The sequence below is a fragment of the Sphingobacterium alkalisoli genome (assembly GCF_005049105.1).
Lineage (GTDB): Bacteria > Bacteroidota > Bacteroidia > Sphingobacteriales > Sphingobacteriaceae > Sphingobacterium > Sphingobacterium alkalisoli.
This window is the reverse complement of the sequence record NZ_SUKA01000001.1, coordinates 1,398,164-1,423,928: the sequence shown is the minus strand read 5'-3', so window position 1 is coordinate 1,423,928 and position 25,765 is coordinate 1,398,164. Positions and strand designations below refer to the sequence as shown.

Genomic DNA, 25,765 nt, shown 5'->3' with positions numbered 1-25,765 from the left:
AGTTAATAAACTTAAATTATTCGAGCCAAAGATGGGATTTGAACCCACGACCTCTTCCTTACCAAGGAAGTGCTCTACCCCTGAGCTACTTCGGCTTCTTATCAAAAGCTTATTTACAGATTATTGCCTCCACCTTACATCACATGATTATCATGAAAGATAGAGACCCAAAATCTTGATATTAAAGAGCGGAAGACGAGGTTCGAACTCGCGACCTATAGCTTGGAAGGCTATCGCTCTACCAACTGAGCTACTTCCGCTTTTGTTTGCGAGATTGTAATCAGATTTTCACCTGCAACAACTCGCAAACTGTTTAGTGTGGAGGGAGAAGGATTCGAACCTTCGAAGCCGAAGCAACGGATTTACAGTCCGTCCCATTTGACCGCTCTGGAACCCCTCCAGACCAGCAACTTGCGTCGCTTTAGAGCCTCCTATCGGGATCGAACCAATGACCTACTGATTACAAGTCAGTTGCTCTACCAGCTGAGCTAAGGAGGCTAATATTTTTTCTTTTAATATAAATCTCTAAGAACAATCTGTTCTTCTGAACAGCGAGTGCAAAAATCAAAATTTAATTTCACTTTTGCAAGAGTATTTAAAAAAAAGTTTTTTTATTTAAAGAACAACTCAAAAACTAATTCCAAGATAGCCCGTATTGCTTTTGATGATGCAAATATAGGTACTAAAAGGACTTTACAAAATAATTACCTTAAAAAAGCAGCCCCATACTTTTCATTGTACTGATATGCAATGAAATAATTTTCGATTCCAATTCCATCTTCAATTCCGAAACATTTAGATTTATATTTTCTCTGCCTAATAAATCATCAACCGCTGCACAGAGAACGTTAACTACATAACGCCACTTTATAGAATATTAAACTATGTATTAATGCATAGATTTGTGTTTTTGCGATTAGATATTCGTGAATTCGAGGCATTTTATCTATGTTTGAAGCATATAAAAACGACATTAAAAATACGTGAAACCTGCGTTCGCTACTGCTCGAAAAAAGAACTATGCGAAAGCGAACCCTTGAACGGCATTAAAAGCAAACAAGAAGTAAAATAAATAAAGCCGCCTTTGCAAGATTCACTGTCTATTAAAACAATTTTATTCGAATGAAAAAAGCTTTTATTTTTTGTCTTTGCTCCGTACTATCGCTATCCTTATCCGCACAACAAAACAATAATCTTATAAAAAAGACAATCAAAAAGTTCTTGTCATCTAAAAATGATTCTTCTAGAGGAGCGAGTTTTATTGTCTTACCCGCTGTAGGATATTCGCAAGAATCTGGACTTGAATATGGATTTGCATCAACCTATAATTTTTATGCAGACAAATCAGATTTGAGCAGCCGGACGTCCAATTTAACACTGATGGCAACGATGACAACCAAGCAACAAAAGAACATAAAGCTAACATCAGACATTTGGACAAAAAACAATGACTATCATATTATTTCCGAATTAAGATTTAGAGATTGGCCATTTAATTTTTACGGTATTGGTAATAAAACGTTACTGATAAATGAAGACCATATCGACCAAGAGCTATTCAGAGTGAAGCTCGACATTGAAAAGAAAATAACGTCAAAACTCTACTTAGGAGTAAATGCAAATTTTGAACACTTTTCTTTTTCGGATTACGAACCAGGAGGTGTTTTCGAATCTAATGAAGTCCTCGGTAAAACGGGCGGAAAGTATCTTGCATTGGGAGTATCTGCATTATTTGACACCCGGAATAACACAACTTACTCCACATCTGGCCTTTACAGCCGAATAAAATATGCTTATGCTCCCAACTTCTGGGGCGGAGATAATTTCACAGGCAGTCAAATCGAATTAGACGTCAGATACTTCTACCCCCTCACACCCAAATTAACAACCGCTATCCAGACACTATACAGGGCTTCCATCGGTAAAGATATGCCTTTCTACGCCTTTAGGGATCTAGGAGGTGACATGACGATGAGAGGGTATTATCTAGGACGTTATAAAGACAAGAGCTATACGGCTACACAGGCAGAACTACGCTATAGAATTATTCCACGACTCGGAGCTGTTGTCTTTGGGGGTACAGGAAGTACGTTCTCTCCTCAGCACAACCTACGGCTAGTACCTTCATTTGGTGGAGGAATACGTTATTTCTTTAGTTTAGAGCATAACAGTACGATCCGACTGGATTATGCATATGGCGAAAAGAGATCGGGAGAAAAAAGACAGTCTGGCTTTTACCTAAGTATCAGTGAAGCCTTTTAATATTTCCAAAATGGGAAACGGAGCTTAAAATGCTCCTTCCGCTGCCCTTCCCGCTGACACACTATTCCAAAATAGAACAGATCTATCGTAACAGTAATGGAGTCTTCTTCGGTCAAGTTGTTCCATCTTCGTGTATTAGAAAGGCTCTTATGGATATCTCTTAGAAAAAGAAATGTAAAACGATGCTGTAAATCCACAACCTCCTCTAGCTGTAGCTCTTCGATGGAAACATCAAGCGCTCCACTCCATGCAGATTTATCCTGTTTTATTGCTACACCATAATACGCTGCAATTTCTTTAATAAGAAGATCAGATTTACTGCCCCCTCTGGCTTTCTGTCTAGTTGCTGTGTAAATCACCTCATCTGCCAACCTATAAACAAAAGGGGAATGTGTACCATGCCTACTATTAGACAATATAAAATGTGATATCAACCGAAAGAAAAATAACATCGCGACAAACTTAATTATTGTTTTCCAAAGAATTTACGATGTGCATGTTTTAATACCCCGAGTCCGTGTATTAGCACCTATTTGATACCGCTTCGCATTGCAGATGTCCTTTCTTCGCACCATACGGCAGGTATATCAACTATGCAAGCACACTAAAACCACCTCGAATCCGTGCTAGACTCGGACTCGTCACGGACTCAATACGGAGTTAACACGGACACATCTTCTATCTGCTACGAAGAGGCCATGACTCTTTCCCGAACAGATAGCGACTATAAACCGAACACGATGTCTCGCCTACCATCTCAAAATTGCAAGATAAATACACTTCCCTTGCCTTCATCGCTATCAACGAAAATATTACCCTTATGCAATAACATAATCTGTTTGCTCAATGTCAGTCCTATGCCACTCCCCGACTTCTTGGTTGTAAAAAACGGAGTAAATATCTGATCCTGAATATCTACCGACATCCCAATTCCATTATCTTCAACTTTCAACTGGATATTACCCTCCTTTTCCAACGCACTCAAACTTATATACGGATTTTCTACTCCCTTAACAGCTTCTATAGCATTAAGAACGATATTAATCAAGACCTGTTCTATTAAATTGACATCCGCCTGTAGAATTAATCTGGTATTTTTAATGATGATATCCAGATCAATTTTCTTTTGTATCAAGGTGGGTTCCAATAATTGATAGATATTTTCGAATAGCTGTACGACGATTATATCGGTATATTCCGGCTGGTCAACCTTATTAATCAATCGGTAACTTTTGGCAAATTGCAACAGGCCCTCACTCCTTCTTTTTATGGTATATATGCCCAATTTCACATCCTCAATCTCTTCGTGCCCTTCCAATAGATCCAATTTACTATATAGTGTTTCGGCTAAAGAGGTAATCGGGGCAATAGAATTCATGATTTCGTGCGTCAGTACCCGTAACAATTTGTGCCAGGCCCTGGTCTCTGTTGCATCCATGGCCTCATTGATGTTTTGATACACGATAATACGGAAAAGTCCATCCTTCGTCCCAAATTCAGAAGTCTGTATCAGAAGCTTAATCTTTCCCTTGCTCGAATTGATGACATCCATCTGCTGCTGTCCAACATCAAGGGCCATCGTCTTCTCATACAGTTCTTTATGTCGCTTCTGCATTCCCTTTATATTTCCGAGGTGAGGTGTTTGGAACAATTGCTTGAACGCATCATTGATCCAAATGACTTTACCTGTGTCATGATTGTAAAATATAATGGCCGAATCCAGCATATTAATGACCTTATTCAGGTATTGATTTTGGACTTCCTTATCCGCACTTATACTTTTATACGTTTGGTTGACTTGGTTAAAGGCGGTAAACAGCTTTCCCTCTGCCGATCGGGGGTTCTTAATGGGATACCGTCGAGTGAAATCATTATACCTGGCAGCCTCAGAAAACTCAATAAGGTATTTATACAGCACATGTTGATTTGACAAAATGTAGTATAAAACCGCAACAGTTACCAAAAACAATAAAGTGGCATAGGTATATCGTTGTAAAAAAAACAAATAAGCTACCCCTACAGCACAAGCTAATAAGACAATTACCTTAAAAACAACTGATATTACGTAACGCGACATATCCCGATTTTTTACGTTCTGAATCTCATTAAATATTGTACTTTTCTAATCGACGGTAAAGTGCTGCACGTGTAAGCCCCAATTCTTTAGCTGCTTTACTAATATTTCCATTGTGACGGTCAATAGCAGACTTAATGGCTTTTCGCTCCAGTTCTTCTAAGTTACGGGGATTAGGAAGTGTTGCATCAAGCGGATGAAGATCCTCCACCTGTTCAATTGGCGAAAAAAGAATATCATTCGCTTTTAATGTCCTTTCTTCCGACATAATCACGGCCCTTTCGATACTATATTGTAGCTCCCGGACATTACCCGGAAAATGATAATCCGTTAATTTTCGTAGTCCGTCACTTTCAATAACCTCAATCAGTTTATTGTATTTCTTGGAATAAAAAGCTAAAAAGTGTTCCGCCAATAACAACACATCATCTCCTCGGTCCCGAAGTGGTGGAACCTGTATTTCAACCGTATTAATTCGATATATTAGATCCTTACGAAATCGGCTCTCATCCGATAAGGATTTCAGGGATACATTTGTTGCCGTCAACAACCGTATATCTACCGGAACGGGTTGACTAGATCCCAATGGGATCACCTCTCTATTTTGTAATACACTTAATAACTTTGATTGCTGATGCAGCGATATATTTCCTATTTCATCCAGGAACAAAGTTCCCTTATTCGCATGCTCAAACCTTCCTTTTCGGTCTTCCCGCGCATCCGTAAAGGCTCCTTTTTTGTAACCGAATAGTTCACTTTCAAACAGGGATTCAGTCAATGCCCCCACATCTACTTTGACGTAAGGAGATTTACTACGGAAAGACCTGGAATGAATCGCATGTGCGATCAGATCCTTACCTGTCCCGTTTTCACCAAGGATCAAAATATTTGCCTCTGTTGGTGCAACCTTATTAATTTTATGTTGCAAATCGGCCATAACGGATGATTTGCCGATAATACCGTCATCGTGTATTCCCTTACTGGATGTACTGACCGTGACTTCCTTCTTTTCTGCCAATACATTTTCCAACGTTTCGATCAACTGCTCATTCTGCCAGGGTTTAACAATAAAATCAGCCGCTCCCTGTTTCAACGATTTCACGGCCAGGTCGACTGCCGCGTAAGCCGTTATCATAATTACCCGAATATGGGGATACTTATTTTTCACCTGCGAGAGCCAAAATAAGCCTTCATTTCCCGTATTAATCGTACTCTTATAGTTCATATCCAACAAGACCAGATCAATATCTTCTTTAGTTAATGTGGCTAATAAATTTTCGGGATTGTGTGCTACACTTATCTTCCTGACCTTCGATTTTAGCAAAATTCGAGCCGCCGTGAGTAAATCCTGATCATCGTCTAACACCAGTATAGAGGCTTTTTTTAAATCCATCCGCTAAAAATAATTATAAATCGAGATTACCTGCGTAATAATCATTGATATACTTTTGTAATAAATATGCGTATCGCTTCAACAACAACTGGTTTTTCGCTGCATCAAATTTGTTTTTCGCTGTCAGGTAAAGGACTGAATTGCTTGCTCCTTCATCAAATTGAACCTGGGCAATCCGGAATGATTCCGCATAGCTTTGTTCCTGTTCTTTCAGATTTTGCACACTCTCCAACGTCGCTTTCAAATCAAAGACCGCCTTTGCAGTAGATTCCCGCAAATTATTCAAAGCGATCTCCTTTTGTAACCGATTTTCTTCAAACCCAATTTTTGCACGATTTATCTGGTTACGCACCTGAAACTGATTAAAGATAGGAATACTTAAAGTCACAAAAATACTTTTTCCTAGATTATTTTTCGATTGCTGCCAGTAAGAAAAATCTCCTTTACTCGAATAACGACTGTTTAGCCCCGCTCCTAGCGATAAGGAAGGATAATAATAGGATTTCGCCACCTTAATATTTTGTTGCGCTTCCTTGATTCGCCAATCTAAGGCTTGATATTCGGGCAAAAGGGTCTGCGCCTTTATGTAGAGCTGCTCCCAGCCTAAAGCGGGGTCGGTAGCAAGCATAGGAAGAGGCTTGAGTTCACCCAGTTCAGGTTCCGAAATATTTAACAGATTTGCTAAACGCAACCTATTACCATACAAAAATTGTATGTTCGCCTGCACATTATTTTCATCCATTTTATACTGTCCTTTAATATCGTAATAGTCTCCCGGAGCATATGCACCTTCTTTAAACATAACCTCAGCTCTACGCAGCTGCTCTTTCGTAACGGTCAATTGCCGATGGGACTGACTCAACATATCCTTTGCGGTCAGCACCTGAATATAAGTTTCTATCACATCTAAGCGAAGCTCGTTTGCCTTTCCTTCAAATTCCAATTTTCCGGCTTCTTTTGCATTAGACTTCATACGTATATCATGTAAAATCCGAAAGCCGTTAAACAGGTTCACCCCTGCACCTAAGCCTTGATTTCCGGTAGTACTATTTTCTTCAATAAATTGATTGGTTGTAGGATCAATATTCCTACCCTGATTAAGTCCATGACTTAAATCCCCATTCAGGGTCGGCAATTGATTTTGCCACGCTTGTTTGTAATCGATCTCACTCCGCCTTACAATTAATTGATTTTGCTTCAGTTGTGGATTGTTTTTCAATGCCATTACAATACATGTACGCAGATCGATTATTGAATCCTGAGAAAAAGCTTTACCTCCATCCGCGATTATTATCAAAAGTATATTATAAAAATAAAATAGTTTTAAATTCATTTTTAGATATTTCCCAAATCCGTTCACAGCCTGTGCCAAACAAGTAAATCACAAAAAACCAATACGTTAAAATCCCCGACTTAAAAAAAATGTACGTTGATGAACAACGAGTGTTCGGAATCGGACACTTTGTTCGACACAAAAATCCAGCTCTTGGTACAATACAATTCACTTCATCCTACTGTTCGCAGATGAACAATCAAGTGTTCACTATCGGACAAACCGCTTTCCAAAAAAACAACTAAACAACTATATAACAATACTTTAAAAAAATGGCACAAGCTTCTCTAGGAAAAGAGAAAACGACATACTTTTTTTATATTTAATACTTTCTACTTTTCAATGGACAGACCGATAAAACAACGCAGATGGAATAAGAGAAGAATCCTTACTCTTATCGGGATTTTGAGTATACTCGCATTAATCGGAGCTAGCTACTACTTCACAAGTGGTAACAGCAAATTGAATGTAGAAGCTGAACGTCTAAATATCGTGGAAGTTAAAGAAGGGACTTTTCAGGAATTTATCCCTATCAATGGTACGATATTACCTATTAGCAGCATTTACTTAGATGCCTCAGTAGGTGGTCGCGTGGAAGAGAAATTTGTGGAAGACGGCGCACACCTCAAAAAAGGAGATCCAATTATGCGTCTATCCAACACAGATTTAGAACTCAGTCTTGTACAGCAGGAAACACAGGTACTAAACCTATTAACACAGGCGCAGATCGCGCAAACCAATGCACAGCAGGTATCTATCAACAACCGCAACCAAATGGCGGACGTAGAGCAAGGTTTAAAAGAAGCCGATCGTTTATATCGGCTCAACAAGAAACTTTTTCAGGAAAAAGCGATTGGCTCACAGGAGTACGAAAAAACCGTCAACGAATATAACTATCAAAAGGAGCGGGTTGCATTAACCAAACAGATTCTGCTACAGGATTCGCTGTCCACAAGCCAGAAACTGTACCAGGATCGAGAAACGTACAAGCGTACACAGAGCGCGTTAGAACTGATGCGCCGGAAGGTAGGCGATCTGATATTACGCGCACCGGTGGATGGACAACTGACTTCCTTTGATGCTGAGATCGGGCAAAATAAAAACGCAGGCGAACGCCTAGGACAGATCGATGTGCTGACCGGGTTTAAGGTACGTGCTGAAATCGACGAACATTATATTAATCGGATTTTTCCCGATCTGGAAGGATTGTTCACCATATCGGGCAAACCTTACAAACTTCGTATTAAGAAGATCTACACACAAGTGACCAGTGGTCGCTTTCAGGTAGATATGGAATTTACGGGTGAACGACCGCAAAGCATTCGCCGTGGACAAACCTTACAAATTCGCCTGGCATTAAGCGACGAGACAAAAGCCCTTCTATTAGCAAAAGGAGGATTCTATCAACAAACAGGAGGCAACTGGATCTTCAAATTAGACAAATCTGGTAACATTGCCTATCGTGTAGATATTCAACTGGGACGACAAAACCCGGATTTTTATGAAGTCATGAATGGGCTATCACCGGGTGACAAAGTAATTGTTTCCAGTTACGAAACATATGATAAAATACAGGAATTGAATGTGAAATAAGTAAAATGAGAAATAAAGAACAAAGATTATGAACGTGGAGTCTAATAACGATTACCAAGCAAACACCCAAGTCTACAGTCTAATATCTCAAATCTAACATCTAGAATACTATGATCAAAATAACTAACCTCCAAAAATATTACCGCACCGAAGAAGTAGAGACGGTCGCGCTGAACAATTTAACTATACATGTCAAAGAAGGAGAATTTGTAGCTGTAATGGGCCCTTCTGGTTGTGGAAAGTCAACCCTACTCAACATTGTCGGTCTACTGGATGATCTGGATGAAGGAAGTTACCTGTTCAACAATATCGAGGTTGCAAAATTCAACGAACGCAAACGATCAGACCTTAGAAAGCATAATATTGGTTTTGTCTTCCAAAGTTTCAATCTGATCGACGAGCTAACCGTCTTTGAAAACGTGGAGCTTCCACTCGTCTATACCAATGTGCCTGCTGCAGAACGCAAGCGCCGCGTCGAGGAAGTATTGGAAAAGGTACAGATCATGCATCGCCGAAATCACTTTCCACAGCAGCTTTCCGGCGGTCAGCAACAACGTGTAGCCGTAGCCCGCGCAGTAGTTAATACGCCTAAATTAATACTAGCCGATGAACCAACGGGAAATCTGGACTCCAACAACGGTAACGAAGTAATGCATTTGCTGACTGAATTAAATGAAGCCGGAACAACTATAGTAATGGTAACACATAGTGAGCACGATGCCAGATTTGCAGATCGTGTGATCCGTATGCTCGACGGACAGGTAATTATGGAAACGACAACGTTTTAGAAGATAATAAGGATATCTAAATAAGATGATCAAAAACTACATAAAAATAGCTTGGAGAAACCTTAGAAGTCAAAAGCTATTCTCCATCATAAAGATCGGGGGATTTGCCTTCGGTATATCCATCTGTTTGCTCATCGTTCTTTTCGTGAAGCACGAACTCAGCTATGATAAATTTTATCCCGACTCCGATCAGATATATAGAATAGTAGGTGTTGCTAATCGTGACAATGTAATTCTAAAAGGGATAGCCATGCCCGCGCCTGCTGGACCAACATTGAAAGAGGAATTTCCTGCAATCGAAGCCATGGGCAGAATGCTTTCCAACCCACTATTTGGCGCAGGAAGTAATCAGCTATCCATTAATGAAAACCCAGAAAACTTTTCAGACAATGGCTTTACCTATATAGACCAGTCCTTACTGGATATTTTCGCCCTACCAGTAATCTATGGATCATTAGCCCAAGCGCTCGATAAACCTAACACCATGGTTATAACCCTGAGCAAAGCAGAAAAATACTTTGAAGGAGACCCATCTGGAAAGATCATCTATTTAAATAACAACAAAGACAGACCTTACACAATCACTGCGGTCATCGCGGATATACCAAGCAATTCCCATTTGCATGGCTTTAATTTCTTTATGACTTTATCAGGAATTGATTTTTATCCGGGTGAACAGCAAAACTGGGTCGCTAGTAATTATTGCACGTATCTGAAGCTAAAAAAAGGAACTGATATCGAGCCCTTGGCCAAGCAGCTTACCAAATCATATATTCTAGATCACTACATACCTGCCATTTCACAGGCAGGCATGCAGGTTAATCCTGTCTTAAGCTCCGCAAAACTCATCTTACAACGATTAGATAAAATCCACTTATATTCATCAGATATTCAGGATTACAAATTAGAAACACAAAAAAGAGGTGATATTAAAACCGTATGGATTTTCAGTGCCATTGCAGGATTTATCCTTATCATTGCTGCCATAAACTTTATTAACCTTTCTACAGCAAACGCTACCAGGAGAGCAAAAGAAGTAGGCGTTAGAAAAACAATCGGGTCTAGTCGGAAAGCATTAATGAGCCAATTTATTTCGGAATCATTGCTCTACAGTTTGATTTCGGTCTTTCTGGGTATTGGTATCAGCTTCGCACTCCTGTCAGTTTTCAACAACTTAGCAGACAAAACATTATCTATACCGTGGAATGAATGGTATTTTATACCAACCGCTATCTCTGTTGCATTAATTTTAGGGCTACTCTCCGGAATATACCCGGCCGTTTATTTATCTAGCTTCAACCCAATATCGGTCCTGAAAGGTAATATATCTTCAAGATCTGGAACATCAACATTTCGCAACGGATTGGTCGTATTTCAATTTGTAACCTCTATTGTCCTTATTATTGGAACCCTGATTATCAATCAGCAGATGAACTTTATCTTAAACAAAGACATCGGATTTAACAAGGATCAAGTATTGATATTACATGGTACCAATACTTTAGGGGATCAGGTCAGAACATTTAAAAGCGAACTCGCCAATATACATACTGTGCAACATGTAGCTATTAGCGATTATTTACCCGTCATGATGGATGGTTCGAAGAGAAATGGCAATGCATTTTGGCAAGAAGGCAAACGAACGGAAGAGACCGGAAAAGGTGGTCAATTTTGGATAGTTGATAAAGATTACCTTCAAACATTTGGACTCAACCTGATTGCTGGTAGAAATTTCAACTCGGATATTGCCTCAGACTCAGCGATGGTAATAGTAAATGAAAAAATGGTAAAGGAACTTGGGTTAAAAGACCCTATTGGCGCACGAATTACAAACGGGACAACATATACAATCATTGGAGTCGTTGAAGACTTTATTTTTGGTTCACTACGAGAAGAAGGCTTACAGCCCCTTTGCTTGGCTATTGGAGGAAGTAACTCGCTAACATCTGTGAAAATCAGTTCGAACAACATCGACAAAACCATCATGGACATTACCTCTATTTGGAATAAATTTTCTCCAAACCAAAAAATCCAATACAGCTTTTTGGATGAAGGGTTTGCCGCGTTATATAACGATGTTCGACGTACTCAAAATATCTTCACTTCCTTTGCAATTATAGCCATCTTCATTGCATGTCTAGGGCTATTTGGCTTGGCGGCCTATACAACGACACAGCGAACCAAAGAAATAGGAGTTCGCAAGGTATTAGGCGCTTCAATCGCCGCTATCGTTAAACTACTGTCCAAAGATTTTGTAAGACTTGTGTTTGTGGCCATTGTCATCGCCTCACCCATTGCGTGGTGGGCGATGAACAAATGGCTGGAAGACTTTGCTTATCGTATCGACATAGAATGGTGGCCATTTGCATTAGCGGGATCAGCGGTCGTAGTGGTGGCCTTGCTAACTGTCAGTTGGCAGGCAATACGTGCGGCATTAGCCAATCCTGTAGATAGTTTAAGGGATGAATAAGCGAATCCGCGTATTTGCAAATTTGTCGATACGCCGAAAAATCAAAGATTATAGATAATAACTGGATTGCAATACTGAAATCTGAATACTAAAAAATGATAAGGAACTACATTAAAACCGCTTGGCGTAGCCTTCTGAAAAACAAGGGCTTCACCGTTATTAACATTCTTGGTCTGACCGTAGGGCTGTCTGCTGTGCTGATCATTGCCCTGTGGGTGCAGAACCAGTTTCGACAGGACAATTTTTACAGCAATCAGGAGAATATCTACAAAGTATTGAACCGATACATCGTGGATATGTCAACTGGTCAGAGCACCCCTTATCCTGCGGCGGATGCACTTACCGAAAATCATCCGGAAGTGGAATATGCCGCGCGGGTGTATCGGCATTGGGAGCGTTTGTTGACCTTCAAAAGTGACGGTATCAAAGCGTATGGAAATGAGGTCGATCCCGATTTCTTGAAAATATTCGATTTTCCGGCAATAAAGGGAATGAGAGAGGACGCACTCAGCAACAAAACCAATATCGTCGTGACCGAGGGCTTGGCGAAAAGCCTATTTGGAGACGAAGACCCCCTTGGCAAGACCATCACGCTGGACAACGAAAAATCCTACACCGTCGTCTCGGTGCTCAATGATCTACCGACCTATACGGATTTTAGCTTTAACTATTTGATTCCCATGGATCGGGATCCCTCGAACTGGAATACAATGAGCTATAGTACCTATGTAAGTCTCCGGCCTGGGGTCGACATCGAGGTGTTCAACGAAAAGATCGAACCTATGGTGCGTACCCATGCTCCCGATTTGAAGAACAACGTAAACTTTCTCTATCCCTTGTCCAGAATACACCTGTACTCGAAGTTTGAGAACGGTGTGGCTGTGGGCGGCAAGATCAGCCAAGTTCGTCTTATTGCTGGGATAGGGCTGCTGATCCTATGTATTGCCTGTATAAATTTTGTCAACCTCAGCACCGCAAAGGGACAAAAGAGAGCCAAGGAAGTCGGGGTTCGTAAAGTCATCGGAGCGAGCAAGGGCAATCTGGTCGGTCAGTTTTTGACGGAGTCTGTCATCATATCGGTCGTGGCGGGGATCCTGGCCATTGTGGCGAGCTTTTTGGCCTTGCCACTGTTCAACCAAATGCTCGACAAACCCTTGTCCTTCGTGACGACCGGGCCGTTGGTTTGGTTGATACTGTTGGGTTTTGTTATTTTTACTGGCTTATTGGCCGGCGTTTATCCGGCATTTGTCCTTTCGGCTTTTCAGCCCATCAAGACCCTAAAAAATATTAAAGTATCCAAAAAATCTAATTTCAGTATGCGTAGCGTATTGGTGGTCTTACAATTTGGCTCTGCCGTCGTGCTGATAATCGCTACTCTGATTATCCATCTACAGATCCAGTATGCGAGCGACAGAGATGTGGGGTATGATACCTCTCAACTACTGGAAGTCGCCCTCGAGGGCAAAGCCGTCGAGAATTATGAAACGATCAAGAACGAACTGCTGAACAGTGGTTTTGTCACCCATATAACCCGTACCGGACAGACCATTACCCAAAATAACTCATCATCATGGGGGAACTTTTCATGGCAGGGTGCTACGCCCGAACAATCAAAAAAAACGACTTTCTTCTTGACAAATGCGCAGAGTGATTTTATCGAAACCGTGGGACTCAAGCTGGTGGATGGCCGTGACTTGGACTATCCCCGCCTGCCTAGTGATAACCGTGCTATTCTGCTCAATGAGGCAGCAATTAAAACAATGGGTCTGGAAAACCCGATCGGGCAGCTTTTTAACTGGGGAGACGAGGTTTACACGATCGTGGGTGTGTTTTCGGACTTCGTTAGTGGCTCACCGTATAGCGAGGTAGAGCCAATGCTGGTCTTCTCATGGATTGATAATCTCAAAAATATGATTATTCGTACGGACAATCAGCAGGCAATGAATAAAACTTTAGCTTTCATCGAAAGCACCGTAAAGAAATTCGACCCGGCCTATCCGTTCAACTACCGTTTTGTGGATGAACGCTATGCCGAAAAATTCAAGAACCAGCAACAAACGGCTTCTTTATCCCTGACGTTTTCGCTGTTGGCTATATTTATCTCTTGCCTGGGCCTGTTCGGGCTTATCTCCTATATCACCGAGACACGTATCAAAGAAATCGGGATTCGCAAAGTGCTAGGTGCATCGGTATCAGGTATCGCTTCTATGCTTTCCATCGATTTTGTAAAACTTGTGTTTGTTGCCATTATCATTGCCACACCCATTGCCTGGTGGGCGATGAATAAATGGTTGGCCGATTTTGCCTACCGCATCGATATCCAATGGTGGATGTTTGTACTGGCCGGATTGTTGGCAATAGGGATCGCTTTATTTACGGTGAGCTGGCAGGCGATTCGGGCAGCGGTAGCGAATCCGGTGGATAGTTTGCGGGATGAATAGTATGTTGGAACAAGGATGAAAGAACAAGGATTAAGGATATCTAAATTGTAAAAAGATGAACAACAAAATTAAAACTACTCTCCGTTATCTTTGGCGCAATAAGTTATTTACCGCGTTGAACATGATCGGGCTGTCGATCGGCATCAGTGCCTGCTGGTTGGTATTCAGCATTGTGCATTATGAGTTATCTTTCGACAAGAAGATTCCCGATATTGAGCACGTTCATCAGATTGTATCTAGGCAGGAATTTGAAGGAAAAAAGAGCAGTTTCGCAGGTGTTCCTTTGGGTATGGCACCGCTGTTAGCAGATGAGTCATTGGATGATGCTCTTATCGTACCTATATATAACCAAAATTTTGAACGTTTGTCGATACCGCAGGATCATGAAGAAGAGCCCCTGACACTGGATGAGCAAGAGGGCATAGTGGGCACGCGGGCGGATTACTTCCAACTACTTCCTTATGAATGGGTTGCAGGCAATGCCGAAACGGCTTTTTTCCAACCCAACAATCTGGTACTCACGGAAGAGCGAGCGCGACAGTATTTTCCTAAAAATAGCTCCACGGAACTTTTAGGCAAGGTTATAGTGGCAGATACAACACAGTTTGTGGTATCAGGCGTAGTCAGAAAACTATCCTTTCCAAGCAGCTTTAATGCACAGGTATTCATGTCTATTCCCGATAAGGAATGGCATAATCAGAACTGGAGCGGTATGAATTCAAACCACACCCTTTATGTCAAAACAAAAAATCAGGCATCCTTGAAACGCTTATTATCTATGGTAATACAACGTTATCAGGAAACGGCCGCTAAAGAGCACGAAAAACTTGGTGCTAAGATTAATTTTACTTCTTCTCCTTTGAAAGATAAACATTTCGAAAAGCAATTCGACACCGAAGGAAGTAGCATCAATAAAAAAGTACTTTACGGATTAGTGATGATTGGAGGATTCTTATTAATCCTGGCATGTATTAATTATGTCAATTTGAGTACATCACAAATGCCTCAACGCGCTAAAGAGATTGGTGTCCGCAAAACTTTAGGCGCGAGCCCACTTTATCTTACGGCAAATTTCCTTGTAGAAACATTATTTACTGTCTTGCTGGCTTTACTATTATCATGGCCGATTGTCGAATTATTTCGGCGAATATATCCTGAATTTATTCCTTCGGGAATGGAACAATTCAATAACAATTGGATTGTTGTCCTGTTTCTGTTTATACTAGTTCTTCTGGTATCTCTTTTAGGCGGGCTGTATCCTTCCTATTTGATCAACAAAGTACGTTCTATAGACACATTGAAAGGAAAAATAGAGACCAAAATTAAGGGAACACGTTTTAGCTTGCTCAAGGCGCTAATTGTCTTCCAATTTGTCATTGCTCAGTTTTTTGTGGTGGGAGCACTTATTATAGGTCAACAACTGGATTTCACACTGCAGAAAGATCTAGGTTTTGCTCACGATGCTATAGTGACTATCCGCATGCCTTACAAATCATATCAAAATGCGGATGTCGACCCTTTTTTATACAAACAAGCCCTGTCAAAATATCCTGAAATAGCAAATATCGCATTAGGACATGAACCTCAAAATAACAGTCATTGGGGAGATATTTATTACTTCGCCGCAGATACCGGACAAGTACAACTTCACGCTCCAAGAAAATACGTGGATAAAGATTTTGTAGATCTCTATCATATCGAATTATTAGCCGGCCGTAATATACAGCAAACAGACACGATGCGTGAGGTTCTGATTAACGAATCTACTTTGAAACCCTTGGGTATCTCGTCCCCCGAACAAGCCGTTGGCCATATTTTGACGCAAGATGATAATAAAAATTTTTCCATTGTTGGCGTATTTAAGGATTTTCACCAAAAATCACTGCATGTAAAAATAGAACCGTTGATCTTAGGATCCTCCAATAAGAGCGGACAACTGCAAACGTTCCATATCAAACTGCCGAATGATCGCAACCTATGGACAAAAACCTTCGCATTAATGGAAAAAGAATGGAAAATTTTTTATCCTAACGCACCGTTCGAATACAAATTCGCCGACGAAAAGATAAAGACTCTCTATGGGACCGAACACCGTACAGCAAAACTGATTGATTTAGCTACAGGGGTTACGATATTTATCAGTTGCCTCGGTCTGTTTGGCTTAGCGACGCTCACCGCATTTCAACGTACCAAAGAAATTGGTATCCGCAAAGTTCTGGGTGCTTCGGTTTCAGGCATTGTTGCGATGCTGTCCAAAGATTTTGTAAAACTTGTGTTTGTGGCTATTATCATCGCCTCCCCCATTGCTTGGTGGGCGATGAACAAATGGCTGGAAGATTTTGCTTATCGTATCGATATAGAATGGTGGATATTCGCTTTGGCGGGCTTCTTGGCAGTTGTCGTGGCATTGCTGACGGTAAGCTGGCAAGCTGTGAGGGCAGCGGTGGCCAACCCGGTAGACAGCTTGAGGGATGAATAAAGAACAACGATTATAGATAATTTAATTGCCAGATCTTAATACGAAAGACATGATAAAATATTATTTTAAAACAGCGTGGCGGAACACATGGAAAAACAGTCAGTTTACCGTATGGGGTATTTTAGGCTTATCATTGGGCATGGCTGTTCTTATAACTATATTGATTTATATCAACCGCGAACACAGTTATGACCGATGGAATGAACAGTTGTCGCGTGTCTACCGGATAAATACAGAGAGCGAGTGGGGCAATAATTATGAATTGACTTCGTTTTCTCCCCCAGCATTGGGATGGTATATGCAAGAACACCTACCGGAGGTGGATTTAAGTACTGCTTTTAGGGAAATGGGAGAAGTATTAGTAAAAATCGAAGACGAACCCTTCTACGAACATCAGGCGATTGTTGCAGACAGCAATTTCTTTAAGATATTTTCTTATCCGTTCCGTTATGGCAATATAGATTTTGCTCTTAGTAGACCTGACCAAGTCGTATTAAGCAGAGCAACCGCTGAAAAGTGGTTTGGCCCCGCTGATCCAACAGGAAAAACAGTGGAGATAAACAAAAAGACGTATACAGTTAGCGGAGTTTTTGAAAAACCGGGGCCATCACATCTAGATATTCATATGTGCTTATCTACATCGTTTGACCAAAACAATTGGAATGCCCGCGTTTTGACACATTATGTTTTGCTAAAACCTAACGCTAACCTACAACAATTGCGACATAAGGCTGAAGAGGCTTTTGTTTACAATTTTGCATTGGGACAGCAAGCTAATCCATATATCAAGCATACTAAGCAAGAAGCTTCGGAGACAACGATTTTTAGCGCCGAGACTGCATCAAAATGGCTAGCTGAGTTCATGGGTATAAAAAATATTCACCTGCATTTGGAATCCGTGGCCAGCATCCACTTATCACCAATGACTTTCGGGTGGAGTGATTCCCCGGCGAACCATCCCGTACTAGATTTTGAAAAAGGGAATCATGTTCCCGTATTGATTTTTTCTATCATCGGCACACTTGTACTGCTCCTTGCGGCCATCAATTATGCTAACATCGCCATTGCCATCGAAAATACACAGGCCAAAAACACGGGAATCCGAAAAGTCGTCGGTGCCAGCAAGTCACAGATCATTTGGCAATCCCTAACTAGCTCTTTTTTTCAGGTGAGTATTGCATTGATTGCAGCTTTAGTATTCAGCTATTTCATTATCCGTTACCTGAATAAGAAGATGGCATTGGAACTCGAGTTCTGGAACAATATTGCCCAAACGACAAATTGGCAGCTAGTAGGGCAATTGATATTGACGGGCTTAGTGGTGACGTTGGCATCGGGACTTTATCCCGCTTTTATCGCTACGAGGTTCAAGTCGGTAAGGCTACTTAGCGGCGAATTACAAAATGGACAACGTGGCCGCGGTATTCGTAACACACTTGTCGTTTTCCAATTCGTGGTTGCTTTGGTATTCATTATCTCCTTGGTTGTTGTACGTTCACAATTGGATTTCATGAAAAACAACGACCCGGGTTTTGACACCGAACAGGTATTGCGAATAGATGCAGAACGGGTTGATATGGATTTTTTCGCCAACCTTGATGAGCATCATGCACTAATGAACACCCTAAGGGCGATGCCTGAAATCAAAACCCTTGGAACTTCTCATTTTTATCCGGGAAAACCCTCACACAGCATACAACCTGCTGCTTTCGGCCGGACATCAGACACGCTTTCCGTACGTGCCAATTGGGTCGGATTGGGATATTTTGAGACGTTGGGGATAGATATGGCGCAGGGGCGTACTTTTTCGGAAGCATTTGCCCGTGACACGGCTAATGCTGCTATTATAAACCAAACCGCGGCATTGCGTATGGGGCTGACACAGCCGGTAGGGGAACAGATTTCTGCCTTGGGAATGGAATACCGTATCATTGGAGTAGCACAGGATGTTCATTTATCAGGTTATCAACAAGCCATTGAACCTGAATTGTATGTAATTGGAACATTACCAGGCATGACCGGTGGTCGACGTCAATTACTTATCCGATTCCAAGACGGTTTTGCGGCTCAGCGGTCATTAGAAAAAATAAAGACTTTATGGCGAGATATTGAAAAAAGCGGACCGATGCGGTATGCCTGGTTGCAAGATGATTTTGCAAAGCTCATAGATAAATACGAAAAACTGAATCACTTAGTTACCTTACTGTCCATTATCTCCATGATCATTGCCGCTATGGGTATTTTCGCCATCAGCGCTTTCCTTACCCAAAAGCGGATCAAAGAAATCGGCATCCGCAAGGTGCTGGGGGCATCGGTATCCAGTATTGTTGCGATGTTGTCCACGGATTTCGTACGACTTGTGCTTATTGCCACTGTTATTGCCTCGCCCATTGGATGGTGGGCAATGAGTAAATGGTTGGAAGATTTCGCTTACCGCATTGAGATGGAGTGGTGGATATTTGCCTTGGCAGGATCTGTAGCCATAGTGGTAGCCTTATTGACCGTCAGCTGGCAGGCCATACGGGCTGCGATGGCGAATCCAGTAGATAGTTTGCGGGATGAATAAATTCTCCTACAGTCCCTCCAAAGGAAGTAAGGACAAAAAAATGATAACAGATTACAGATAATAACTAGATCTCGATACCGAAAATGATAAAAAACTACTTCAAGACGGCTTGGCGAACGATGTTAATCAACCGTACGTATTCCTTTACAAATTTGATAGGTCTTACAATAGGTCTTGTTGTCGTGATGTTGGTAGCCTCTTTGGTGTGGGATGAAATGTCTTACGACCGACAATGGAGCCACGGAGATGAATTATATCGTATCCGAACTATCCATCGTGATAAAGATGGACAGTTCAAATTTAGGTCCGAGAGTGTTCCTTCAGGACTTGCAACAGTATTGCCAACACTTTTTCCAGAAGTAATCAACTACACTCATATTAATACCTTTCGACCTATACTCGCAATAGATAGTGTTTCTCATAGGAATATCGAAATTGAGGTTCTGGAATCAGATACCAATTTTTTTAATTTATTTGACACCCAACTGTTAGAAGGTAATCCGAAACAAACCATTGCTCAAGTGAAGAATTTAGTCATTACAGAAAGTTTACGCCAACAATATTTTCCCGGCAAAGACATTCTCGGCAAAATATTTTACGATATCCCTGACGAAGGCCCCCCTCAAGCATATGTTATCAATTCGGTTATAGCTAACCTACCTCAAAATACACATCTTAAAGCAGATGCTATTCTCATCTCTTCAGAGACACAAACCTTCAAACCAGAAAATGCAGGAAGCCGGTCTGGGCAATACGTTCGTATAAAGCATCATACAGATACAGCTCAATTGGCAAAAAAAATTGGCATTTGGTTTAAAAACCAATTACCAAATAAACACTTTGAGGGTATGGTCTTTGAGTTCCAGTCTATTAAAGATATACACCTTCGCTCAGTTACCGGATGGGATAGTCCGATGCGGGACATTTACATGTTTATCGGCATCGGCATACTCATCCTAATCTTGATTAGCATTAATTTTGTCAACCTTACATTTGCTCATGCAGTAAAACGTACGCAGCAAACTGGTATACGAAAAGCCCTCGGAGCCAATCGATCCCACTTGATATCCCAAATGGGAGCCGAAAGCTCCTTGCTTTTCGGCGTTGCTCTAATTTTAGCGACCTTTATCTATATCTTAATCTTACCTGCTTTTGAAAAATATCTGGGTCACCCACTTACCATGGTGTTTCATCGTTCATGGTTTATGTTTCTGGGGTTAGTGTTCTTTTGGATATTGTTGGGTATAATATGTAGCCTGTTCCCAGCTATCCTGCTATCTAAAACCCAAACCGCTCACCAACTTAAAAAACGTTTATCGGTACTCCAACTGCCTTTGAATACAGGTTTTACCAGAATCCTCGTTTCCTTACAATTTAGCATAGCGATGACGGTGATCATCTGTATGCTCACCATACGCTCACAGCTACAATATATGCACAACAAGGATCTTGGCTATGAGCCTAAAAACCTTCTCGTTTTGGATTACACGGCATGGGAGGGCAAAGATCAGACTTTTAAACAAGTTCTTTTACAAAATCCGGCTATTACAGCAGTGAGTCTATCGATGTGGACTCCATTTAGTGGAGGGGTAGATTTCAAAGAAGTAATGCATCCTGACGATCCCGACAAAAAAGAGATGATCGCCCTCATTACAGGGGATTTTGATTTTGCAAATACGTTTGGGTTAAAACTTCAAAAAGGAAGACAATTACAACCCGATCGTGCTTTTGATGCCGTTGTTTATGATTCTGTAACGCTACAGAGGGAGATATACAGCAATGTGCTTGTGAGCAGAACCTTGGCTGGCAATCATGGTTTACAAGTAAATATAGGCTCCAAACCTATACGCCATACGCCCGTAGGTATTTTCCAAGACTTTCACCCAGGCAGCCTCCGCTACCCTATTATGTCAACCATTATTGAAGCACGAAAGAATTGGGAAGGTGCTTGTATGACAATACGTGTGGCACATGGTCAGGAAAAACAAGCCTTAGCTGCCGTCACCGCCACATGGAACAAATTTTTCCCGAATAGAACTTCGCAGATCAATTGGCTTGAGGATCAAGTGAAAGCGCAATATCAGAAAGAAGAAAAGCAATATCAACAATTGGCCTTTTTTAGCAGTATAAGTTTGCTGATAGCTCTTTTAGGTGTATTTGGCATTGCTATTTATACTATCGAACGCCGGATCAAGGAAATCGGTATTCGTAAAGTAATGGGAGCCTCTGTCAATTCTATAGTATTGCTCCTTTCTGGCTCCTTTGCAAAACCTGTATTTTATGCCGTATTCGTTGCTGTTCCTGCTGCCTGGTGGATGATGCATAAGTGGCTCGAAAATTTTGCTTTCCGAATTCAAATCCCATGGCTTTTATTTGTGTTAACAAGCGTATTTACCTTTAGTTGTATGTTAGCCGTTGTAGGTTTTCGTGCAGCGCATGCCGCTAGAACAAACCCCGTGGATAGTTTGAGGGATGAGTAAAACAATCTATGTAATTTCATCAGTACAGTTTATGTAATTTCATCAATAGAAGTTATGTAATTTCATCAAAATGATTTACATCTGTCATGTCAAAGGATTGAATGATGTTTGTAACCACAAGGATAGCGAATGAAATAATTGGAAGGTTGACCGCACCTTTATAGCGACAGAAATAAAAGCGGCTAAGACAATAACCACAGAAATGTTTAAACAGTTGGACAAATTCGAAAGCCATCAGGAAACACTTGTGCAAAGGTTTTGATCTACGGAGGCAATAAATCCCAAAAGCGCAGTAAGTATCTCGTTAGGAGCTGGAACGAAGCATCGGACGGAAGTCTTTATAAATAAGCCGTAGGGTGTCAAGAATAAAAAACCAAACCGATTTTGGGGAAATTGGTTAATAATTGGAAGATCCTACGGCTTAAAGATTTTAACGCTATTTTCAGCGTACTTATCAAGTAGTCATCATTTCTTTTTTTATATATACTAGGCCAGTAAAATTCGGCTTGCTAGATTTTTTTTGCACTAAGGAGAACCTTTCTTTTCCTTCCATGTGGTTTTGTATAATTTCCATGAGTTTTTTGGGTTTTATGTAACTATCCATTCGTTTGTTACAGGTATATAGAATATCATAAGCAAGTCTTTCTTCGCTAAAATAACCTTCTTCAAAAAGTTCGTGCAGTGTACTTTTTAACTTTCCATATTCTTCTTCATCGGAATTATACACGATTTGAACATTGCTAGTATCAACTAGCAAAAAGATAGTTTTTATCGGAGTATTGTTACTATCCACCTGTTTCAAGTCGTAAATAACACGATCAGTATAGTTCGTAACTACCATTTGATAACTATTTTTCTCATTGTTCGGATCGATGGGTATTGGATATGCGCTCCCCGCATTTTCGAAATCCAACACCTGTGTAAAAACATATAAATCATGAGCATATATCCGCTTTATTTCAAATGTTTCAACTTTATCAATATAATCCAGTGGCTTACCCATTAAGAAAGAAGCCTCCTTGCCGGACAAATGTTTAGCAAGCCTTAAAATCAACAGTCGGTAAATAATTAGTATTTCTAATTCACTGCATCGGATGGAATACGCTTTTGTCTTCGGAATAATTTCTTTTTCTTTCATAGTTTGTTTATATAGTTTTTCTATACAAATAAATAGATTAAATATCAATATTCAAAACATTTGATTAAAAAATATTTACATTTTATACATTTATCTATACAAATAGATATAATAGATGACCAAATTAGGAGAATACTTAGCAAAGAAATCAGTTAACAAATCGATGGTGGCCCGTAAAACCGGACTCAGCAAGGCTAGAATTAACGAATTGACCATGACCGATACCGCCAAACTACGTTTAGATGAAATGTACTTGATCGCATTAGCTATTGATACAGATCCTTGCGAAATGATGAAAATTCTCTGTGCAGACTTAAGTTTAGACGAGTCAGATTCTTAGAATGTGTAATATTATAGCGTAATCCAAATGAGGGAATATTTTACTATAGTACGCGTCGCACATTATACTTTTCATTTTGTCATCCTGACATTAGGAATTGCGAAGTAATCATTCAAACAAGCAGTACAATGATCCTTTCTATAAAGACCAACAGATTGCATTATTTGGAAATTTTGATTAAATTCGCATATTAAATATATAGAGATACGCCAATTTTCGGGATTTATACGACGACATCGCTTTGACTTAGGTTAAAAATTATAAAATCTTTTTTTGTTTTTGGGCGTTTGTTTGCGAATTATTCCAGAAAGTTATTTTAGTTACGGATTATCCGTTTTGCTATATTAAATATTGCCCATTTTTAACAGAAATCACTAAATTCATATGATTTCCCCATGCTTTATTAAATTATCGAACTATCTGTCGCTGAGTGACAATAGAAATCATTGTTATGGTATATAGTAATCAAACCGAAACTGAACTCATGACGCTTCTAAAAGAAGGCGACCACAAGGCATTTTTGGAAATATATGACCGCTATAAAGTGCTGCTTCAGCAACATGCCTATAAGAAAATTGGTGACGCTCAGGATGTCCAAGATGTTATTCAGGAGTTGTTTACTGAACTTTGGGATAAGAGAATATCTCTCAATATAACTACAGGATTGTCCAACTACCTGTTTACAGCCATTAGGAACCGCTCTCTCAATTTGATTTATAAGCGGAGAAAAGAGATGCATTATCTTGAATCACTGGAGGAATTTATTAATGAAGGGAACTACCTGATCGACCTTCAGATTCGAGAAAGAGAATTCACAGAGCTGATACAAAAGGAAATCGATGCTCTACCAAAACGCATGCGAGAAGTGTATAAATTAAGCCGTGAAGAGGGACTTTCCCATAAACAGATTGCAGAACTGCTGGGTACTTCAGAAACGACAGTATCTAAACAAATAACCAATGTACTTAAAATTTTAAGAAAAAAACTCGGCTCATTATACTTCATCACTTTTTTCTTCCCCTAATCACCCCCTGATTTCCTAAATTCTCCATGAATATTATCTTTCATGGAACTTTTCGCTTGAATTTCAATACAAAAACAAATAAAACACTGATAAAACAAACTATTAAAAGCAGAACCTTACATTTATTTAACTTTTTTTTAATCTCGGATACTTGTTCGGGCGAGTTTGTTTGTCTTAACTATAAATGGGGGTAAAACATTTCCCTATTTTAGGCAATGAAAGAGTCAGAAAAATTATTAAAGAGATACATAAGTGGGGAGGCAGATCCCCTTGAACAGACTATTGTTGAAAAATGGTATGCTGCATTAAATGTGCAGGATACTTCAGGATTCAATGATGCGCAAAAGCAGCAACAGCTAGAATTGATAAAGCAGAATCTGCCAGGACCAATGATTCGTAAAGTCAAACTATGGCCACGCATTGCAATAGTTGCTGCATTATTTATAGCTGTATTAGGTGCTAGTCTGTTTTACTTCAGCAACCAGCCAGATAGAACAGCAGTAAAAACAATTTCTTATGCTAATGATATTGCTCCGGGAAAAGAAGGAGCAACTTTGACTTTGGCAAATGGAGAAAAAATATCGATCAATAACACGATTACTGGAGATATCGCGAGACAGGGAGGAGTAAAAATTTCAAAGGCAGCAGACGGTAGCATTCTTTACGAAATTAGAGAAAGTAGATCAGGTCAAGTAGAATACAATAGCTTATCAACTGCAAGAGGGCAGCGAACGCGTTTGCGTTTACCTGACGGATCATTGGTATTTTTGAATGCCGGTTCTTCTTTAAGATACCCAACCTCTTTCACGGCATTAAAAAACCGCCAAGTGGACCTTGAAGGCGAGGCTTTCTTTCAAATTGAAAAAGATGAGGCGCATCCATTTATTGTAAAAACAAAAGGACAGCACGTAACTGTTTTAGGGACACACTTTAACATTAAAGCCTATAAGGAAGAGGCGAACGTGATAACCACCCTTCTAGAAGGCAGCGTGCGTGTAAATTTTCAGGCTGCCACATGGAATGATAACGGAAAAGTTATCTATGAGGATGAAATTGTGCTGAGTCCTGGACAGGAATCCCTACTTCAAGGAGAGTCTATCAGTATCGCCAAAGCGAACCTGGAAGAAAATATGGCCTGGAAAGAAGGCGATTTTATATTCACTGAGAAGGGTATAGAAAGCATTATGCGTGACATTGCACGATGGTATAACATCCAGATCGTTTACGAGGGAAGCATCCCCACAGGTACGTTCTCAGGGAATGTTTCCAGATCTAAAAACATAAGCCAGATACTCCGGGCTTTGGAATCCACAAAATTAGTTCACTTTAAAGTTGAAGGAAGGAAGGTATACGTGTCGAAATAACTACTTGAATAAATTAACCA

16 protein-coding genes and 4 tRNA genes are annotated in these 25,765 nt (G+C 40.4%); 11 read left to right on the top strand and 9 right to left on the bottom strand.

Translation table 11 applies throughout. The annotated features are described in order from the left end of the window. Positions 1-23: 23 nt before the first annotated feature. The 4 genes from FAZ19_RS05340 to FAZ19_RS05325 all read right to left on the bottom strand — a co-directional run bounded on the left by FAZ19_RS05340 (position 24) and on the right by FAZ19_RS05325 (position 498). A tRNA-Thr gene (locus FAZ19_RS05340) sits at positions 24-95 on the bottom strand. Positions 96-187: 92 nt separating this feature from the next. Continuing rightward, positions 188-260 (bottom strand) — tRNA-Gly (locus tag FAZ19_RS05335). 59 nt (positions 261-319) lie between these two features. After that, a tRNA-Tyr gene (locus tag FAZ19_RS05330) sits at positions 320-400 on the bottom strand. A gap of 25 nt (positions 401-425) precedes the next feature. Beyond that, positions 426-498: transfer RNA gene (locus FAZ19_RS05325), tRNA-Thr, on the bottom strand. 624 nt (positions 499-1,122) lie between these two features. Here FAZ19_RS05325 and FAZ19_RS05320 point away from each other — a divergent pair. Next, entirely contained in the window at positions 1,123-2,262 is a 1,140-nt protein-coding gene (locus tag FAZ19_RS05320; protein WP_136819646.1) for a BamA/TamA family outer membrane protein, read from the top strand. On the opposite strand, the gene FAZ19_RS05315 is transcribed toward FAZ19_RS05320, so the two are convergent. The 4 genes from FAZ19_RS05315 to FAZ19_RS05300 all read right to left on the bottom strand — a co-directional run bounded on the left by FAZ19_RS05315 (position 2,259) and on the right by FAZ19_RS05300 (position 7,062). Beyond that, complete coding sequence (locus FAZ19_RS05315) at positions 2,259-2,678, bottom strand: hypothetical protein (RefSeq protein ID WP_136819645.1); 420 nt, start codon at positions 2,676-2,678, stop codon at positions 2,259-2,261. The genes FAZ19_RS05320 and FAZ19_RS05315 overlap by 4 nt on opposite strands. Positions 2,679-3,019: 341 nt before the next feature. Continuing rightward, a complete protein-coding gene (locus FAZ19_RS05310; RefSeq protein ID WP_136819644.1) occupies positions 3,020-4,339 on the bottom strand; it encodes a sensor histidine kinase in 1,320 nt (439 codons plus the stop codon). Positions 4,340-4,367: 28 nt separating this feature from the next. Further along, positions 4,368-5,729: a sigma-54-dependent transcriptional regulator gene (locus tag FAZ19_RS05305; RefSeq protein WP_136819643.1), complete on the bottom strand. Its 1,362-nt coding sequence runs from the start codon at positions 5,727-5,729 to the stop codon at positions 4,368-4,370. A gap of 13 nt (positions 5,730-5,742) precedes the next feature. Beyond that, a complete protein-coding gene (locus FAZ19_RS05300) occupies positions 5,743-7,062 on the bottom strand; it encodes a TolC family protein (RefSeq protein ID WP_136819642.1) in 1,320 nt (439 codons plus the stop codon). A 342-nt stretch (positions 7,063-7,404) separates the two neighbouring features. On the opposite strand from FAZ19_RS05300, the gene FAZ19_RS05295 reads away from it, so the two are divergent. From FAZ19_RS05295 to FAZ19_RS05265, 7 genes are all read left to right on the top strand, one after another. Further along, entirely contained in the window at positions 7,405-8,655 is a 1,251-nt protein-coding gene (locus tag FAZ19_RS05295) for an efflux RND transporter periplasmic adaptor subunit (RefSeq protein WP_136819641.1), read from the top strand. Positions 8,656-8,765: 110 nt separating this feature from the next. After that, positions 8,766-9,443 (top strand): ABC transporter ATP-binding protein, encoded by a 678-nt coding sequence (locus FAZ19_RS05290; protein ID WP_136819640.1) that lies wholly within the window; start codon positions 8,766-8,768, stop codon positions 9,441-9,443. Positions 9,444-9,468: 25 nt separating this feature from the next. Further along, positions 9,469-11,913 carry an ABC transporter permease gene (locus FAZ19_RS05285; RefSeq protein WP_136819639.1) on the top strand — a complete coding sequence of 815 codons (2,445 nt, stop codon included), beginning with the start codon at positions 9,469-9,471 and terminating at the stop codon, positions 11,911-11,913. Between the two features lie 95 nt (positions 11,914-12,008). Further along, positions 12,009-14,354: an ABC transporter permease gene (locus FAZ19_RS05280; protein ID WP_136819638.1), complete on the top strand. Its 2,346-nt coding sequence runs from the start codon at positions 12,009-12,011 to the stop codon at positions 14,352-14,354. A 55-nt stretch (positions 14,355-14,409) separates the two neighbouring features. Next, entirely contained in the window at positions 14,410-16,833 is a 2,424-nt protein-coding gene (locus FAZ19_RS05275) for an ABC transporter permease (protein WP_136819637.1), read from the top strand. Positions 16,834-16,882: 49 nt separating this feature from the next. Beyond that, complete coding sequence (locus tag FAZ19_RS05270; protein ID WP_136819636.1) at positions 16,883-19,399, top strand: ABC transporter permease; 2,517 nt, start codon at positions 16,883-16,885, stop codon at positions 19,397-19,399. Positions 19,400-19,482: 83 nt separating this feature from the next. After that, a complete protein-coding gene (locus FAZ19_RS05265) occupies positions 19,483-21,879 on the top strand; it encodes an ABC transporter permease (RefSeq protein ID WP_136819635.1) in 2,397 nt (798 codons plus the stop codon). Positions 21,880-22,333: 454 nt separating this feature from the next. Here the strand turns inward: FAZ19_RS05265 and FAZ19_RS05260 are convergent, their stop codons facing one another. After that, positions 22,334-23,017, bottom strand: a complete 684-nt coding sequence (locus tag FAZ19_RS05260; protein WP_136819634.1) for a hypothetical protein — start codon at positions 23,015-23,017, stop codon at positions 22,334-22,336. Positions 23,018-23,132: 115 nt separating this feature from the next. Between FAZ19_RS05260 and FAZ19_RS05255 the strand changes: the two genes are divergently transcribed. The 3 genes from FAZ19_RS05255 (at position 23,133) to FAZ19_RS05245 (ending at position 25,745) form a co-directional block, all read left to right on the top strand. Next, positions 23,133-23,357, top strand: a complete 225-nt coding sequence (locus tag FAZ19_RS05255) for a helix-turn-helix domain-containing protein (RefSeq protein WP_136819633.1) — start codon at positions 23,133-23,135, stop codon at positions 23,355-23,357. A gap of 451 nt (positions 23,358-23,808) precedes the next feature. Continuing rightward, on the top strand, positions 23,809-24,381 hold the full coding sequence (locus tag FAZ19_RS05250) for an RNA polymerase sigma factor (protein WP_136819632.1): 573 nt from the start codon (positions 23,809-23,811) through the stop codon (positions 24,379-24,381). Positions 24,382-24,596: 215 nt separating this feature from the next. Then, the gene (locus FAZ19_RS05245) at positions 24,597-25,745 is read left to right on the top strand and encodes a FecR family protein (RefSeq protein WP_136819631.1); all 1,149 of its coding nucleotides are present in this window, start codon (positions 24,597-24,599) and stop codon (positions 25,743-25,745) included. Positions 25,746-25,765: the final 20 nt, after the last annotated feature.